11 protein-coding genes and 3 pseudogenes are annotated in these 16,173 nt (G+C 71.5%); 7 read left to right on the forward strand and 7 right to left on the reverse strand.

The features are described 5' to 3' along the window. Positions 1–45: 45 nt before the first annotated feature. From AB0E67_RS33805 to AB0E67_RS33820, 4 genes are all read right to left on the reverse strand, one after another. Positions 46–1,470 (reverse strand): NAD(P)/FAD-dependent oxidoreductase, encoded by a 1,425-nt coding sequence (locus AB0E67_RS33805; protein WP_362034212.1) that lies wholly within the window; start codon positions 1,468–1,470, stop codon positions 46–48. Continuing rightward, a complete protein-coding gene (locus AB0E67_RS33810) occupies positions 1,451–1,765 on the reverse strand; it encodes a (2Fe-2S)-binding protein (protein WP_362034215.1) in 315 nt (104 codons plus the stop codon). Before AB0E67_RS33810 ends, AB0E67_RS33805 begins: the two co-directional genes overlap by 20 nt. Then, complete coding sequence (locus AB0E67_RS33815; protein WP_362034218.1) at positions 1,762–2,925, reverse strand: FAD-binding oxidoreductase; 1,164 nt, start codon at positions 2,923–2,925, stop codon at positions 1,762–1,764. The genes AB0E67_RS33810 and AB0E67_RS33815 overlap by 4 nt, the downstream gene beginning before the upstream one ends. A gap of 91 nt (positions 2,926–3,016) precedes the next feature. Further along, positions 3,017–3,697, reverse strand: coding sequence for a M9 family metallopeptidase N-terminal domain-containing protein (locus tag AB0E67_RS33820; protein ID WP_362034221.1), 681 nt, complete (start codon positions 3,695–3,697; stop codon positions 3,017–3,019). Between the two features lie 258 nt (positions 3,698–3,955). Between AB0E67_RS33820 and AB0E67_RS33825 the strand changes: the two genes are divergently transcribed. Next, complete coding sequence (locus AB0E67_RS33825) at positions 3,956–5,311, forward strand: aminopeptidase P family protein (protein ID WP_362034223.1); 1,356 nt, start codon at positions 3,956–3,958, stop codon at positions 5,309–5,311. 211 nt (positions 5,312–5,522) lie between these two features. Here the strand turns inward: AB0E67_RS33825 and AB0E67_RS33830 are convergent, their stop codons facing one another. Then, entirely contained in the window at positions 5,523–8,198 is a 2,676-nt protein-coding gene (locus AB0E67_RS33830; protein ID WP_362034226.1) for a SpoIIE family protein phosphatase, read from the reverse strand. Positions 8,199–8,715: 517 nt separating this feature from the next. Between AB0E67_RS33830 and AB0E67_RS33835 the strand changes: the two genes are divergently transcribed. Both AB0E67_RS33835 and AB0E67_RS33840 read left to right on the forward strand, forming a co-directional pair. Further along, positions 8,716–9,219, forward strand: a complete 504-nt coding sequence (locus AB0E67_RS33835) for a YbaK/EbsC family protein (protein ID WP_362034229.1) — start codon at positions 8,716–8,718, stop codon at positions 9,217–9,219. Between the two features lie 104 nt (positions 9,220–9,323). Continuing rightward, positions 9,324–9,458, forward strand: a pseudogene (locus AB0E67_RS33840) (LysE family translocator); the annotation flags it as partial. A 184-nt stretch (positions 9,459–9,642) separates the two neighbouring features. Here the strand turns inward: AB0E67_RS33840 and AB0E67_RS33845 are convergent. Both AB0E67_RS33845 and AB0E67_RS33850 read right to left on the reverse strand, forming a co-directional pair. Next, on the reverse strand, positions 9,643–12,180 hold the full coding sequence (locus tag AB0E67_RS33845; RefSeq protein WP_362034232.1) for an FtsX-like permease family protein: 2,538 nt from the start codon (positions 12,178–12,180) through the stop codon (positions 9,643–9,645). A gap of 56 nt (positions 12,181–12,236) precedes the next feature. Then, positions 12,237–12,530: pseudogene (locus AB0E67_RS33850) on the reverse strand (ABC transporter ATP-binding protein); the annotation flags it as partial. Positions 12,531–12,822: 292 nt separating this feature from the next. On the opposite strand from AB0E67_RS33850, the gene AB0E67_RS33855 reads away from it, so the two are divergent. The 4 genes and pseudogenes from AB0E67_RS33855 (at position 12,823) to rpmF (ending at position 15,514) form a co-directional block, all read left to right on the forward strand. Next, a complete protein-coding gene (locus AB0E67_RS33855; protein ID WP_362034240.1) occupies positions 12,823–14,049 on the forward strand; it encodes a histidine kinase in 1,227 nt (408 codons plus the stop codon). Continuing rightward, positions 14,046–14,738, forward strand: a complete 693-nt coding sequence (locus tag AB0E67_RS33860) for a response regulator transcription factor (RefSeq protein ID WP_362034234.1) — start codon at positions 14,046–14,048, stop codon at positions 14,736–14,738. The genes AB0E67_RS33855 and AB0E67_RS33860 overlap by 4 nt, the downstream gene beginning before the upstream one ends. Then, positions 14,732–14,877, forward strand: a pseudogene (locus AB0E67_RS33865) (IS110 family transposase); the annotation flags it as partial. The gene AB0E67_RS33860 and the pseudogene AB0E67_RS33865, both read left to right, overlap by 7 nt. A gap of 454 nt (positions 14,878–15,331) precedes the next feature. Then, positions 15,332–15,514: a 50S ribosomal protein L32 gene (gene rpmF / locus AB0E67_RS33870; protein ID WP_360112722.1), complete on the forward strand. Its 183-nt coding sequence runs from the start codon at positions 15,332–15,334 to the stop codon at positions 15,512–15,514. Positions 15,515–16,173 lie beyond the last annotated feature (659 nt).

Below are 16,173 nucleotides of genomic sequence, written 5' to 3' on the forward strand. Positions count from 1 at the left end.
TTTACTAGTGGGTGCGGCACGGCCGCACGGGTCCGGCGGACCCGATCAGCCGTCGGCCGGGGGAAGTTCGGCCAGGTGGCGCAGCGGGAGCGGGCAGGACAGCGGCCGCCGGTCGGGCGCGGGCCCGGTTCCGGCGAGGGCGGCGACGGCGGGGCCGCACATCCGGCCCTGGCACCAGCCCATGCCGGCCCGGGTGAGGAGCTTGACCGTACGGGCGTCCCGCGCTGCGAGCTCTTCCACCGCCCGGCGGACAGGTCCGGCCTCCACCTCTTCGCATCGGCACACGACGGCGTCGTCCGGGAGCCAGCTGGTCCAGGCGGGCCCGGGCCGGTGGGCGGCCGACATCGCGGCGGCGAAGGCACGCAGCCGCGAGCGGCGCCGGGCGAGCGCGGCGGGCACCGGCCGGCCGGCGACCGCGTGCGCGGCGATCTCCCCCTCGGTCAGGGCGAGTTGGACGCCGCCGATGCCGCCGGTCTCCCCGGCGGCCCAGATGCCGGGGACGGACGTGCGCTGCCCGGCGTCCAGCTCCAGGGCGACGGTGCCGTCGGGGTCGCGGCGGGTGGCGCACCCGAGGCCGGTGGCGAGTTCCAGCTGCGGCACGAGGCCGTGGCCCACGGCGAGGGCGTCGCAGGGGATCCGGCGGGAGGTGCCGGGCAGCGGGCGCCAGTCGCGGTCGAGCCGGGTCACGGTGACGGCCTCCACCCGGTCGGTGCCGTGGGCCTCGGTGACGGCGTGTCGGCTGAGGAGGCGGATGCCGTGGCGCAGCAGGACGCCGCCGAACAGGGCTCCCTCGGCCAGCTTGCCGGGGTTGCGCAGCAGGGCGGGCGCCCGGCCGGCGTAGCCGCTGTAGGCCGACGCCTCGGCCACGGCCGGGACGGTGGCCCCGGCGGCGGCGAGCGAGCCCGCCACGGCGAGCAGCAGCGGGCCGCTCCCCGCGACGACGACCCGGCGGCCCGGCAGCACCAGCCCACCCTTGAGCATGGCCTGGGCGCCGCCGGCGCCGACCACCCCGGGCAGGGTCCAGCCGGGGAAGGGGAGTTGGCGTTCGTGGGCGCCGGTGGCGATCAGGACCGCGCGGGCGGTGACGGTCGCGGCGGCCTCCCCGGGGCCCTGCCCGGCGACGGTGTGCAGCAGCCAGCGGCCGTGGTCGGCGCCGTCGCCACCGGGGACCACGGTCCAGACGTGGTGGGCCGGGAGGTACGTGATCCGGCCGGCCGACACGTGGGCGCGCAGGGCGGCTTCGCGGGCGGCGAAGGCGGACCAGTCGTGGTGCAGCGCCTCGGGCCGGGCTGCGCCCAGGCCCGGCGCGGGCCGCCGGTAGTACTGCCCGCCGGGCTGCTCCCCGGCGTCGAGGAGGGTGACGCGCAGCCCGTGCCCGGCGGCGGTGACGGCGGCGGCGAGCCCGGCGGGCCCGGCCCCGACGACGGCGAGGTCGGCGGGCGGCTCCGCTTCAGACGGCCAGGTCGTCATGGCCCGTTCCTTCCTGGGTGGTGACGGCGTCGCCCGGGCGGGCGGGGACCAGGCAGGCCCGCTGGTTGGGGCGCCTGTTGACGGTGACGAGGCAGTCGTAGCAGCTGCCGATGCCGCAGAACGCGCCGCGCGGGGCGCCGCCCTCGCGGGTGGTGCGCCAGGCGAGGATCCCGGCGGCCCACAGCACGGCGGCGATGCTCTGCCCCTCCTGCGCGGGCAGTTCGCGGCCGTCGAAGGAGATCCGGTGGACCGCGCGCGGGGCGCCGCCGACCAGGGAGCGGGGTGTCGGGGTCATCGGCCGTTCTCCTCCAGGGTCTCGGCGGGGAACCGGTCCGGCCGGAACGGGCCGGGCGGGAGTGGAGGCTCGGCTCCGGTCAGGGCGGCGGCGATCAGGGCTCCGGTGGCGGGGGCCAGGCCGATGCCGGCGCCCTCGTGCCCGCAGGCGTGCAGCAGGCCGGGGCGGCGCGGGTCGGGGCCGATGGCCGGGAGGTGGTCGGGGAGGTAGGGGCGGAAGCCGTGGTAGGTCCGCATCACGCGGACGTCGGCGAGCACCGGGAAGAGGGCTGCGGCCTGGGCGGCCAGTCGGCGCAGCGCCTCGGTGGACAGGGAGCGGTCGAACCCGACGCGCTCGCGGGTGGCGCCGATCAGGACCGGGCCGGAGGGGGTGCCCTCGACGACCGCCGAGGACTGGAGCGCGGCGGAGCCGCTGGCCACGTCCGCGATGTAGTCGGCGGCGTAGACCTTGTGCCGTACCACCCGGGGCAACGGCTCGGTCACCAGGACGAAGCCGCGCCGCGGCAGCACGGGCAGGCTCGTTCCGGCGAGTTCGGCGACAGCGCCCGCCCAGGTGCCGGCGGCGTTGACCACGGCGGGGGCGAGCAGGCGGCGGCGCGGGGTGCGGACCCCGCACACGGCTTCGCCGGAGCGCACGAATCCGGTCACCTCCTCCCCCGGGTACACGGTGGCGCCCGACGCGGCAAGCAGCCGGGCCGCCGCCTGCGCGGGCTGGACCTGGGCGTCCTGCGGGTAGTGGAAGGCGCCCGCCGGGCCGGGGGCCAGGTGCGGTTCCAGCCCTGGCAGGTCGGCCGGCCCCGCCTCGGCGGCTTCGACGCCGGCCTTGCGCTGGCTTTCGGCGAAGTGGCGCAGGGCGTCGAGCGAAGCCGGTTCGGGGGCGACGACGAGGCCGCCCTTGGCCTCGTACTCGATCTCCCGCGGGAGGAGGGCGGCGAGTTCGCGCCACAGCCCGACCGAGTACAGGGCGAGGTCGAGCTCCGGGCCGGGCTCCTTGTCGGAGACGAGCAGGTTGCCCTCGCCGGCGCCGGTGGTGCCGCCGGCGACCGGGCCGCGGTCGACCACGGCCACGGTGAGCCCGGCGCGGGAAGCGTAGTAGGCGCAGGCCGCTCCGACGACGCCGGCGCCGATGATCACGGTGTCCACGGAGTGTCTGGTGAGCACGGCAGTAATATGTCACATTCTTTAGGGCTTGCCCAGGGCGAACCCGCCTCCGTTCCGGGGCGGGTCCGTCAGGGCCGGAATCCGGTGCGGATCAGCTGCGGAGCGGGCCCTCGCAGCTGCAACTCGACGTCCCGGCGACCTTGTTGGTCACGGCGACACCGAGGGCGGCGGCCCACGCATGACTGCCCCGCAGGCCCTGGATCTGGCCGAAGCGGCCGTACTCGCCCAGCGCGTCGCGGGCCACCCAGGCGTTGGTGGTGCCTTTGAGGTGTGTGTAGCCGGCGAAGGCCTTGAAGGCGGCCCGGTAGGCGGGGTCGGCGGAGACGGCCGTGTGGAAGGCGGTGTCCTGGTTGCCCGGGTAGACGCCGAGGTAGTTGGTGGAGAGCGCGGCGAGGACGGCGCCGGCCCAGGCGGGGTCGAGGTTCGTGGCGGGGTGGGCCGGGTCCATCGTGGCCAGGACCTTCTTGATGAGGCCGAGCTGGTGCTGGCGCAGGCCGGGGCCTGCGGCGTAGAGGGCCTCGCGCAGGGTGCGGGCGTTGGAGGGGGTGATGTCGAAGGTGCGTGCGGCGTTGCCGAAGTCGTCGATGGCCTTGCGGATCGCGGCGGTGGTCGGGGCGTCGGTGACGTCGATCTCGTCGCGTGGGAAGTCGTGGTAGGCGACCGCGTGCAGGTAGGTGAACATCTCCTCCAGGTGGGAGGAGTTGCGGCCGTCGTGGGTGGTGGCCAGGCCGGATATGCGGCGGGAGACGGCCTGGACGTGCGCGTCGGACATGACGGGGGCGAGGCGGGCGCCCCAGGTCCAGATGAGGTTCCGCAGACAGCCGTCGGCGAGGACCGCCTGGTCGGCGAGGAAGTCGGCGAACTGCTCCGGGGTCAGACCGCTGATTCCGTCGAGGGTGCAGGGAACGGCGCCGGCGAGGGCGTGCGGTGCGCGCGGCGGGCGCGGTGGCGGGCGTCGCCGCGCCCGGGACCTGCCGTCAGGGCGGTACCGCCGGGGGCGGGCGCGGGCGCGGGGGTGTGCTCCTGCGCGGTGGCGAGCCGGTCGACCTCGTCGAAGGGGTTCGCGACTGGGGCCCCGGAGGAGAAGGCGGCGGTCGCCGTGGCGGCGGCCGGACCGGCGGCGGTCCCCGGCCGCGACCTCACCCCGGCCCGCCGGGCCCGGCTCTCGGCCCGCTTCCCGGGCGAGCGGCTGATCGTTCCGGCCGGTGAGCTGAAGGTCCGCTCCAACGACTGCGACCACCGCTTCCGCCCGCACAGCGCGTACGCGTGGCTGACCGGGCTGACCGGCGAGGACCAGGCGGGCCACGTCCTGGTCATGGAGCCGTCGGGACCGCACGGACACGAAGCGGTCCTCTACCTGCGGCCGCGCTCGCCGCGGGCGGACGGGAACAAGGAGTTCTACCGGGACCGCCGCTACGGGGAGTTCTGGGTGGGTCGCCGCCCCGACCTGGCGGAGGCCGAGCGCCTCACCGGCATCCGCTGCGCACATCTGGACACACTCGGCTCACCGGTGGGCCGCGACGCCGCCACCGACGCCGAACTGGCCGCCGCCCTGTCCGAGTTGCGCCTGGTCAAGGACGCGTGGGAGGTCGGCCAGCTGCAGCTGGCCGTCGACCACACGGCCGCCGGTTTCGAGGACGTCGTACGGGCGCTGCCGCGCGCCCTGGAGCACCCGCGCGGGGAGCGGTGGATCGAGGGGGTCTTCGGCCTGCGCGCCCGGGCCGAGGGCAACGGCACCGGCTACGACACCATCGCCGCCTCCGGCGCGCACGCGTGCGTCCTGCACTGGATCCGCAACGACGGCCGCCTGAACGGGGAGGACCTGCTGCTCCTGGACGCGGGCGTGGAGACCGACACCCTGTACACGGCCGACATCACGCGCACCCTGCCGCTGTCGGGTCGCTTCTCCCCGCTACAGCGGCAGGTCTACGAACTGGTCCTCGCCGCCCAGGACGCGGGGATGGCCGCCCTGCGCCCCGGGGCGAGCTTCCGCGACTTCCACCGGGCCGGCATGCGGGTGATCGCGGAGGGCCTCGCGGAGTGGGGTGTCCTCAAGAACGCGGAGGGCGACCTGTACCGGCGGTACACGCTGTGCAGCAGCGGTCACATGCTCGGCCTGGACGTCCACGACTGCGCGAAGGCCCGGTCGGAGACCTACCTGGACGGCGTCCTGGAGGAGGGCCAGGTCTTCACGGTGGAGCCCGGCCTCTACCTCCAGCCGGACGACGAGACCCTCCCGGCCGAGCTGCGCGGGATCGGCGTGCGCATCGAGGACGACCTGGTCGTCACGGCGGACGGCGCCCGCCTGATGTCGGGCGCCCTGCCACGCACGGCCGACGGCATCGAGGAGTGGATGGCACACCTGCTGGACTCCGCCGCGGGCTGATCCGGGGCCGGGTCAGGCCTGGGGGCCTGGTCCGCGACCGCCTCCCTGACCGATCGATCACATGGTGAAGGTGGGAACCGTCCACGGGCGCCCTTCCGTCGGGCAGCCGGCCCGGCGGTGGGCGGGCCCGTTGCCGACCGAGGGCCGTGGGAGGGGTCACGGCCTCCACGGCGCGAGCTGTTTGTCTGCCCGTACCGCGAGGGCAGGGCCGTCACAGCGCCTCGTCATCCCATTGGCCCAGGAGATCGTCGCCCATGGCGTGACCTGGCTCGGCTGCACCGTCGCGCAGCGATTGCTCGGCCCAGATGACCTTGCCGTGGTCGGTGTACCGGGTGCCCCAGCACTGGGCGAACTGGGCGATGAGGAACAGGCCGCGTCCGCCCTCGTCCGTGATGGCCGCCCGGCGCAGATGCGGAGAGGTGCTGCTGCCGTCGGAGACCTCGCAGAGGAGGGTGTTGCGGTCGTGCAGCAGGCGAAGCCGGACGGGGGCGGCGCCGTAGCGGATGGCATTGGTGACCAGCTCGCTGACGATCAGCTCGGTGGTGAAGGCGGCCTGGTCCAGGCCCCAGGTCTCCAGCCGGCGGGCGCAGGCGGAGCGGAGGGGAGCCACGGCTGTGGGGCCGCCCGTCACGTCCCACTCGGCGACTTGCTCGGGGTCGAGCATCCGGGTGCGAGCCACCAGAAGGGCGATGTCGTCGCCGGGGCGGGCGGGCAGCAGGGCGTCGATCACCGTCCGACAGGTCTGTTCCGGAGTGTGGTCTCGATGGGCGAGGGCCTCTCGCAGAAGTTCGAGGCCGGTGTCGAGGTCGCGGTCACGGCTTTCGACGAGCCCGTCGGTGAAGAGGACGAGCCTGGTGCCGGCGGGCAGGTGCAGCTCTGCGCTTTCGATCGGCAGGCCGGTGCTGAGGCCGAGGGGCGGGGAGACGGGGATGTCGGGGAAGGTGACGGTGCCGTCGGGGTGGACGAGGGCAGGGCCCAGGTGACCGGCCCGGGCCACGACACACCGGCCGGAGACAGGGTCGTAGATCGCATACAGGCAGGTGGCGCCGGTGATGGCGGCACCGTTGCCCTCGGCGGTCTGCTCCTGGTCGATGCGGGCCACGAGCTCGTCGAGGTGACCGAGGAGTTCGTCGGGTGACAGGTCGAGCGCGGAGAAGTTGTGGGTGGCGGTGCGCAGGCGGCCCATGGTGGCGGCGGCGTGCAAGCCGTGGCCGACGACGTCGCCGACCACCAGGGCCACCCGGGCACCGGGCAGCGGGATGACGTCGAACCAGTCGCCGCCCACTCCGGCCTGGGCCGGCAAATAGCGGTACGCGACCTCGACGGCGGATTGCTCGGGCAGCTCGCGGGGCAACAGGCTGCGCTGCAAGGTGACGGCCATCGTGTGCTCACGGGTGTAACGGCGGGCGTTGTCGATGCACACGGCCGCGCGGGCGGCCAGCTCCTCGGCGAAGGACAGGTCGTCCTCATCGAAGGGCTGGTTCTCCGAACGCCAGAAGTCGGCCGTCCCCAGCACGATGCCGCGCGCCTGCAACGGTACCGAGACCAGGGAATGGATGCCGTACTCCAGGATCCTCCGAGAGCGTTCCGGGTCCTGGGCACGCCAGCCCTCGGAAGCAGCCAGGTCGGGCTCGAGCATCGCACGGCCTGCTGCCAGACCAGCGGCTATGGGGTTCGCAGGCACGAACCGGATCAGCTCGCCGACCGGGAAGAGGGGCTGGTCGTCGCGGATGCCGCAGACGGCGGTGCGGCGCATTTCGGTGCTCGGGCCGTCCGGCTCCTCGCCTCGCAGGACGGGGTCCCGAAGCTCGACGGTGACGAAGTCGGCGAACCGGGGGACGGCCACTTCGGCCAGCTCCTCGGAGGTTCGTACCACGTCCAGCGTGGTGCCGATCCGGACCCCCGCGTCATACAGCAGCCTCAGGCGCGCCCGTGCCACCTCCGCCCGGCTCGTCACGGCACGCAGCTCGGTGGTGTCGCGCAGCGTGGCCACGCTGCCCGCCTGGCCGCCGTCGCCGACGGGTCGCAGGTTGACGGCCAGCAGCCGGTCCTCCGCGAGGTGAACCTCGTCGGTGGCCGTCCGTCCGGAGGCCAGCAGCCCGGCGATGTCCGGCGCCAGGCCGAGGTCGGTGACGTGGCGCCGCTCCGCGTCCGCGGGCAGGTCCAGCAGCCGCCGCGCCTCGTCGTTGGCCAGCAGTAGCCGCCCGTCCCCTGCGATGATCAGCACCCCCTCCCGAACCGCGTGCAGCACCGCGTCATGGTGCTCGTACATCCGGGTCATCTCGATCGGGTCGAGCCCCCGGGTCTGGCGCCGCAGCCGCGCGCTCACCAACGCGGACCCGCTACCGGCCAGAACGAGCGCGCCTCCGGCGCCACCGAAGAGCACAGGCAGCTGCCGCTCCACCGTCTTGTTCACGTTCTCGACCGTGATCTCGGGAGTCACGATGCCGGCGACCGAGCCGTCGGGCCGGAACACGGGGACCGCCGCGTACACGGACAGCCCCAGGGGGTCCGCCACGATATGCGTGAAAGCCTTGCCGTGCGCGGCCTCCTTGTACGGGCCGACATAGTGCTTCCCGATCAGGTGCGGGTCACGGTGGGTGAGACGGATGCCGCTTGTCGTGGCCACGACCAGGTTGTCGAGGTTGGACCGTTGCTCGGCTTTCTGGGCAAGCGGCTGAAGCACTGCGGTGGGATCGGGGCCGTCCAGCGCCTTCACGATCCCCGGAGAGTTGGCGAACGCCTCGCCGGCGGCAAGCACCTCGCTGCGGGCCGCCTCCGTGCCTTGGCGCCGGGCCTGGAACACCAGCGCCCCCAGCGCTGCGACGACCATGATCCCCACCACCGCCAGCTGCAGGAGGAACACCTGGCCCGCGACACTCCGCACGCGCAGCAGTGAGCGCAGGCGCCGCCTCCGCGAACGGCGCGGGACTCCCCGTTCGTCCCCGGAGCGAGCACTCCGCACATGCAACTGTCGAAAAATTGACAGTTTATCCATACTTCCAATGCTCTATCGGCAGGTGGCAGCTGGCACGCTGTACGGCCGGGGAGCGGAGGGCGGCCACGGCCGCTGCCGCCTGTCGGGGTACGAGCGCGAAGCCGAGCCTTCGTCGACATCGCCGGCGTCTTCATCCGTTACCGCCTCCACACCGACTGGGACGGCCTCTCGGTCGAGAACGGCGAGGTGGTCGGCGGCGCCCCGGCGTCGCGGAATGTACGGGTTCATTGGACGCCTGCCGTGCCTGTCGGCATCCGATCGTTTGCCGACAGACGACCTGCTCCCGGTCCGGCGATGCCCCCGGGGGGTGCGCAGCAGCGTTCGCTCAGACTCCGGGCCCTGGAGCGAGAGCGGTGAGGGCGGTGGCGATCTGGTCGAGGCGGGTGGGGTCGAGGGAGTAGAGGACGTGGCAGCCCTCGCGTGGGGTGGTGGTGAGTCCTGCCTGGGTGAGTTGGTGGAGGTGGCGGGAGATCACGGAGGGGGACAGGCCGAGTACACCGTCCACGAGCACGCTGCCGCGCACAGTGTCGCCGAGCGCCAGGCGCTGCCATTTCCCTGGTCGCAGGCGGTCAAGACGCTCGCCTTCACCGCCCCGGACATCCCGCTGCTGCTCGTGGCGCTGCGCGCGGAGGACCGGGTGGACTTCGCCCGCCTCGCGGCCGTCATCGGCGCCAGCCGCTCCCGGCCGCGCACGGCGGACGCCGGCCTCCTTGCCGCGGAGGGCCTGGTACCCGGGGGCGTCCCGCCGGTCAGCCACCGGCCCGGGGTGCCGTGCCTGATCGACACCGCGGTCGCCGAACCGGACCGGACCGTCCACTGCGGCGCCGGCGCGGCCGACCGCACCCTCCGGATCGGCTCCGCCGCCCTGGCCCGCCTCCCCCGCGCCCAGGTCGCCTCCCTCTCCCGGTAACCGCGCCGCCCGGCCCCCGCCCGGGCGGGGGCGCCCCTCGTACAGCACGCACGCACCGCGCGCAGCCCACCGGCTGCGCGGGACAGATCAGGAAGTACCGGCCCATGGTGAGCACCGAAAGCCTTCTCGCGTTCGCCACGATGTCCCTCGTCGTGATCGCGATTCCCGGCCCGAGCGTCCTGTTCGTCGTCGGCCGCGCCCTCGCTCATGGCCGTCGCACTGCGCTCGCCACCGTCCTGGTGCCGTGACCGGCACTAGGCTGTCCCGCAATCCCTGGTGGATCAGCGCGCGGCGTCGGATGCGGTGCATCGCAAGGCGGAGGGGCGTCCTCGTACGGAGCGTACGTGGACGATCCCGACTGCGGGCCGCCAACTGATTGATCGAGGGGGCTTGTTGAGGTGATTCGGTGGCCGGCCGACGTGGCTATTCGGTCCTGATGGCGGTGAGTGGGTTGAGCTTCGCGGCGCGGCGGGCGGGCCGCAGTGCGGCGAGGACGCCGATGGTTGCGGCGAGGGCGAGTGCGAGGGCGATGTGGCCCCAGGGCAGGACCAGTTCGTAGGTGTGCATGTCGGCGGCGAGTACATGGCCTCCGGCCCAGCCGAGGAAGACACCCAGGCCGACGCCAAGGGCACCGCCGAAGAGGGAGATGGCCAGCGATTCCAGGCGCACCATGCGTTTGGTGCCGTGCTGGTCCAGTCCGATGGCGCGCAGCATGCCGATCTCCGAGGCGCGTTCGAAGACTGACATGGCCAGGGTGTTGACGACGCCCAGGACGGAGATGAGGACGGTCATGGCCAGCAGTCCGTAGAGGATATTGAGCAACGCGGTGATGTTGCCGGCGATGGCGGCGGACAGGTCCTGCTTGCTCTGGACGAGGATCGCCGGGCTGTCGCCCAGGGCCTTGCCGATCGACTGCTTGCCGGTGTGGCTGGGACCGCCTGTGGTCTTCACCAGGATCTGGCGGGAGTCGAGGGCGTCCAGGTGGGGGTCGAGGGTGTGGGTGTCGGTGATGATGCCCCGCAGGAGGTCCGTGCCCTGGTAGACCCCGGAGACGGTCCACGTGGCGCGTTTGCCGTCCTGGTAGGTCACCGGAAGCGTGGTGCCCTTGTACCAGCCGTACGTTGTTGCGGTGTCGGCGGCGACGACGACGTTGTGACCGCCGAATCCGGTGAAGGAGCCGTCGGTGAAGTCGGGCCGGACCAAGTCGCCGATGGTGGTGGCGTCGACGCCGGTGACGTAGGTGTCGTCACCGTCGACGCGGACCGGCGTTTCACGCAGGGGGCTGACGGCGCTGACGTCCTCGACCTTCTTGAGTTGCTTTTCCACCTCCGGCGAGAGCGGGTTGTAGTTGCCCATCTCGATGACGTAGTCGGCCTTGAGCGTGGCGGTGGCCATCTTGTCGATGCCCTGCTGGGTGCTGACGGCGATCACCGTCAGGCTGGAGATCAGGGTGAGGCCGACGGTGAGGGCCGAGGCAGTGGCCGCGGTGCGACGCGGGTTGCGCAGTGCGTTCTTGCGGGCGAGCGTGCCGGAGGTACCGAAGACACGCAGCACGGGTGCTGCGGCGGCAAGGAACGGGCGGGACAGCAGAGGGGTCAGCACGAGTGTTCCGGTCAGCAGGATCATGCCGCCCAGGGCCACGGTGTTCTGTCCGTCCTGTCGGTCCATGCCAGTGGTGGCGGCCAGCACGGTAGCGATGCCTGCCACGGCCACGAGGGCGCCGATGGTGTTGCGTACGACCAGGGAACGGGGAGTGGCGACCGCGTGCACGCTGCTCATCGCGGCCACGGGCGGGATCTTGGCCGCGCGCCGGGCGGGCAGCCAAGCTGCCAGCATGGTGACGCAGATGCCGGTGGCGAACGAGGTGATGACAGCGGCTGGGGTCACGGCCAGGGGGCCGTCGGGGAGGGCCTGCCCGCCACTTCCGAGTGCGGCGGTCAGCGGACGCAGCGCGACAGCGACGCCGATCCCGCCGGTCAGCCCCGCCACTGACGCGACCAGCCCGACGAGGAACGCCTCGACGAGGACGGAACGGGTCACTTGGCGGCGCGTGGCGCCCACCGCGCGCAGCAGCGCGAGTTCCCTGGTGCGCTGGGCGACCAACATGGTAAACGTGTTGGCGATGAGGAAGATGCCGACGAACAGGGCGATGCCGGCGAAGACGAGCAGGGTGGAGCGCAGGCTGCTCACGCGGGACTCGACCCTGAGAGCCTGGTCCTGCGCGAGGGTCTGGCCGGTGACGGACCGGACGTTCCGGGGCAGCACCTTGTCGACTGCGGACTGCAGGTCGTCCGGCGAGGTGGCGGGGGCGGCCTTGACATCGATCTGGCTGAATGTTCCTGGGCTGCTGAACAGTTGCTGTGCGGTCCGGGTGTCGAAGAGGGTGAGCGAACCGCCTGCGGCGGCCTCGCCTTCGTCGGTGGTGAAGACGCCGACGAGCTCCTCCTCGCGCACCGGGCCGTCGACGGAGACCCGGACGGTGTCGCCGACCTTGTAGCCGGCACGCTCGGCGGTCGCGACGTCGAGCGCGATCTCGTCGGGGCCGGTGGGTGCGCGGCCGTCGTCCATCGAGTACCGGGCGTCTTCGCCACTGGTGCCCGGGTAGTAGTTGGCACCCTGGGTGGGCCAACCGTGGCCCAGGAGTGCGCCGTTCTTGTCGGCGACGGCTGTGAAGCCGTGCACCGCACCCGTCACCGACCGCACGCCGGGCAGCTTCGCCACCTCGTTCAGCAGTGCAGAGGTGAGCTCGGGATCGGCACCTGGCCCGGCGTCCGGGCCGGGCTGGATGGCGACGTCGACATCGACGAAGCTTTTGTGGAAGCTTCTCGCGTAGGCGTCGGAGACGGTCGAGGTGTAGACCAGGGTGCCGGAGACGAAGGCCACGCCGAGTACGACGGCGAGCACGGTCATCAGCAGCCGGGCCTTGTGCGCGAGCACATTGCGCAAGGCGGCACGGAACATGGTCAGTTCGTTCCTGTGGGAGTGGGCCCGGGGGGCGGGTGGCTGTCGGCTGCTGATCAGGTCGTACGGCGGCTGGCGTCGAAGCCCTTCATGCGCTCAAGCACTCTGTCGGCCGTCGGGGCGGCCATGTCGTCGACAATGCGGCCATCGGCAAGGAAGACGACCCGGCCCGCGTACGAGGCCGCCACCGGGTCGTGGGTCACCATCACCACGGTCCGGCCCAGCAGGCGCACGGAGTCGCGTAGGAAGCCCAGGACTTCGGCGCCGGAGCGGGAGTCGAGGTTTCCGGTGGGCTCGTCCGCGAAGACGATCTCCGGCTTGGAGGCGAGGGCTCGGGCGGCGGCGACGCGGCAGCCGGCGAAGGCGCGGTGAGCCGGCGCGCCGACTGTGCGATGAGGGGGCGGACTGTCTTTCCCGAGCGGGGCTTCATTACAGAGGGCTCCAGCGTGGCTGACTCGCGCGACCAGCGAGATGAAAGGAACGAAGGCGACGGGTGAGGACACGTTCCGGCGTGTCCCGCATTCCGATGATCCGCCGCGGTGGCGCTGCGTCGGATCAACCGGAAGACCGAAACGATCAGGTGCCGGATGTCGGCCGAATGGCCGGGGCGGCGGTATCCGGTGCAGCAGTACGTTGGTTGCTGTGATTCACGCCTTTCGCGCCTGTACCCGAACCCAGCAGTTCCTGCTCGGTCTGGCGGGTACCCTCGTGCTCGCCCTGCTCATCGCCGAGGGACTCGCGACCGGCTACGCACCGACGACCGCGGCCACCGTCGCGAGCGGAGTCGTATGCGTGGCAGCACTGCTCGTGCCTCCGGCGCGCTTCCCCATGACCGCAGCTGCTGCCGTGGTCATGTCCTGCGCACTGTCCGTGGCCAGCATGCAGCTGACCCACCGGCCCGAGGTCACGCCGGGACTGACCGAGCTGGGCGCGTTGCTGCTGTTGATCACCCGCGCCGTGCGTCAGTACCCGCCACTACGGGCGGTCACGCCGGCGGCCGGGGCGGCCGTCGCAGCCATTCTGCTGCCCCTGCGGCTTCCGGAGCGGGAGTATCCCCATGTGTCTGACTACCTGGGACCGGGGATCCTGCTGGCCATGGTGCTGATGGTCGCACTGGGCCTGTATCTACGCCTCGCCGATACGCTGCGCGATCGCGAGAGGGCGGCCGACCGGCAGGCCCAGCGTCTGGAATACGCCCGTGATCTGCACGACTTCGTGGCCCACCATGTCACCGCGATCGTCGCTCAAGCCAGGGCCGTGCGCTTTGCCTCCGAGGCAGGACACGCGCCGAGCCCGGAGGAGCTGGACAAGACCTTCGCCCGGATCGAGGAGGCGGGGATGCAGACGATGGAGTCCATGCGCGGCATGGTCTCGGTCCTGCGTGATCCCGTGGTTTCGGTCGCCACCGGTCCTGTGGGCGACCTGACCCGATTGCGGGATCTCACCGAAGAGTTCTCCCGGGCCGACTCGTCCGCTGCCCTGTCCCTCGACGCACGGCTCGCCGACTACTGCTTCCCACCCGAGCTCACTACCGCAATTCACTGCGTCGTACGCGAATCCCTCACCAACATCCGCAAACACGCCGACCATGTCGGTCAGGTCACGGTAGACGTTCGCGTGAGGCCTGGCGACCCCGAGCGGCTGGAAGTGCAGGTGCGCGACGACGGCCGGAGCGACGGATCGCAGCACAGCCGGAAGACGGGCAGTGAGGGATACGGCCTCCTCGGCCTGGCCGAGCGGGTCGAAGCGGTCGGCGGCCGCGTCTCCGCAGGACGGCGTATCGACCACGTGGGATGGCAGGTGGTCGCTGACCTCCCCCTCCCCGCACGACGCTCGCGTCTATCACAACCTGTAATCATGGACTCATGACAATCCGGGTCCTGATCGCGGACGACCATGAGATGGTCCGGTGTGCGTTCCGCATGATCCTGGACTCGCAACCGGACTTGGAAGTCGTTGCTGAGGCGGCCGACGGCGCCGCCGCCGTCGAAGCGGCACGCCGACTCCGTCCGGACGTATGCCTGCTCGACATCCGGATGCCGGAACAAGACGGCCTCGAAGCGACACGGCTGCTGGCCGGGCCCGGCATCACCGACCCGCTGAACGTCCTCATCGCCACCACCTTCGACGACGACGAGTACGTCTATCGCGCCCTGCGCAATGGTGCCTGCGGCTTCCTCCTCAAAGACGGAGCCCCTGCCCTGCTCCCCGAAGCCGTACGAGCAGCGGCCGCAGGCAACTCCCTGATCTCCCCCTCCATCACCGTCCGACTCCTTGAGCGCATGACACTGCCTGCGCCGAAACCCTCCGGCTCAAGACGCACCACCACGAGGCGCAGGACGTCCCGGCTCCCCGAGCCTCTGACCCAGCGCGAAGTCGACGTCGTACGCCTTGTGGCTCAGGGATTCACCAACGAAGAAGTAGCCGCCGAGCTCTATGTGACCCTGTCCACGGTCAAGACGCACCTCGGCAACATCCAGCGCAAACTCACTGCCCGCAACCGCGTCGAAATCGCCGCCTGGGCCTGGGAGACCGGGATCTGCACCAGAGGCTGCTGACCGGTTACCAGACACCGGCGGCGATCCGCCGCGTGGGCAGCCGGTGGCTGACCGCTCGGCTGCGCAACCGAAAGGTCTGCAACGCCGCTGCCTCGCCGAGAGGGTGGTTGAAGCCGCCGAGCGCCGGCACACCGTCGTCGTGCCTCGGCCCCTCCCCTGCCGAAGCTGAAAGCAGCGTCGGCCCACAGGGCTGATAGCATCAAGCCATGCTGATTGAGGTCGACAGAATCTAGCCACCGAACTGCCGGTGGCCATCACGCGCGGGAGCACTGCTCCCTCACCTGTGATATCTGTCAATCCTTCTGACAGAGCAGTTGATCCGCCTCGTTCATCCGGCTGGTCTTCCTGCTGAGCCGCGCTGGCACGTTCGCACGTACCGACCTCGGTCAATAGTCTCTGCTCGCGAGCGCACATGATGTCGGCCTCGCCATTTCTTTGGTTCTCGCCGTATCCGACCTGCAGCCCCACCACGCGGCGTGCTGTCAGGTCTCTCGGCCCCCGCATCGGCTCCATTACCGCACTGACGCTTGGACTGTGGTCGGTTGCCCGTCAGCTCCGCTGAATTTTGCAACCACTTACGGAAGACCATTGCCATGCAGCACCGCACGTCCCGCTCCCGTACTCGTCACCGTCGCGCGCACTGGAAAGCGAGCGCACCGGTTCTCGCTCCCTGCACGAACTCCGCTTGCGGAAAGCTGACGCCGCCGCACCGCGCCTGCCAGCACTGTGGCTTCTACCGCGGTCGCGAGGTCCTGCCTGCGGACGGCGACACGTGAGCACCATCCCGACAGCGCGCAGCCGATGGATACGGATTCGCGATCACCTCATCGAGGCGGGGGCACCGGCGTTCCGGTTCCGGCAATTGCTCAGCGCCTGGCAGAGTTCGAGTGCCGAGACCTTCGCCGAAGTCCACTCCCTCCCAGCCGCCCTTCGGGCCGACCTCGCTGAGCGGGTCGGCCCCCGTCTCCGCCCCTTGACGCTCCTGGACGTACAGCAGGACGAACAGGTCGAGAAGGCCCTTTTCGCTTCAGAAATGGGGGGTTTGCGGGTATGTCGGCGCGGCGCGTGACGATATCAGTGTCATTCGCTACAACGAGGCCGCGGGAGCTGTGCCTGAGTACCGCGCGCCATCGTCCGGACACGTGGACGAGTTCGTGAACGGGCTCATCCACCGCGGCGTCCACGCGACCAGGCGACGCCAAATCGGTACCAGCATCGATGCCGCCCGCGGTCAGCTCCACGCCAAATACCTCGTGCTCAATTCGCGACGCGTCGCAGCGGTCGACACCGAACTTATCCCGATTACTCCCGTCTCGTGTTGACGGGAAGAAAGCAGAGAAGGAGCCGTAAATCAACTACTGCCTGATTTGATCTTGTTGTCGTGCTCGGTGATCACCTTCTGCAGGGCTTCGAGTGTGCGTGGTGGATGTGGCCG

Origin of the sequence: Streptomyces sp. NPDC032161 (assembly GCF_040636995.1) — a bacterium.
In the GTDB taxonomy this organism is placed as follows: domain Bacteria; phylum Actinomycetota; class Actinomycetes; order Streptomycetales; family Streptomycetaceae; genus Streptomyces.

What these genes read in the sequence shown, in the direction of transcription:
- rpmF (WP_360112722.1), top strand. Translation starts at nt 15,332, where the DNA reads ATGCAGCACCGCACGTCCCGCTCCCGTACTCGTCACCGTCGCGCGCAC.
- AB0E67_RS33820 (WP_362034221.1), bottom strand. Translation starts at nt 3,697, where the DNA reads ATGTCCGACGCGCACGTCCAGGCCGTCTCCCGCCGCATATCCGGCCTG.
- AB0E67_RS33845 (WP_362034232.1), bottom strand. Translation starts at nt 12,180, where the DNA reads ATGTTCCGTGCCGCCTTGCGCAATGTGCTCGCGCACAAGGCCCGGCTG.
- AB0E67_RS33810 (WP_362034215.1), bottom strand. Translation starts at nt 1,765, where the DNA reads ATGACCCCGACACCCCGCTCCCTGGTCGGCGGCGCCCCGCGCGCGGTC.
- AB0E67_RS33805 (WP_362034212.1), bottom strand. Translation starts at nt 1,470, where the DNA reads ATGACGACCTGGCCGTCTGAAGCGGAGCCGCCCGCCGACCTCGCCGTC.
- AB0E67_RS33860 (WP_362034234.1), top strand. Translation starts at nt 14,046, where the DNA reads ATGACAATCCGGGTCCTGATCGCGGACGACCATGAGATGGTCCGGTGT.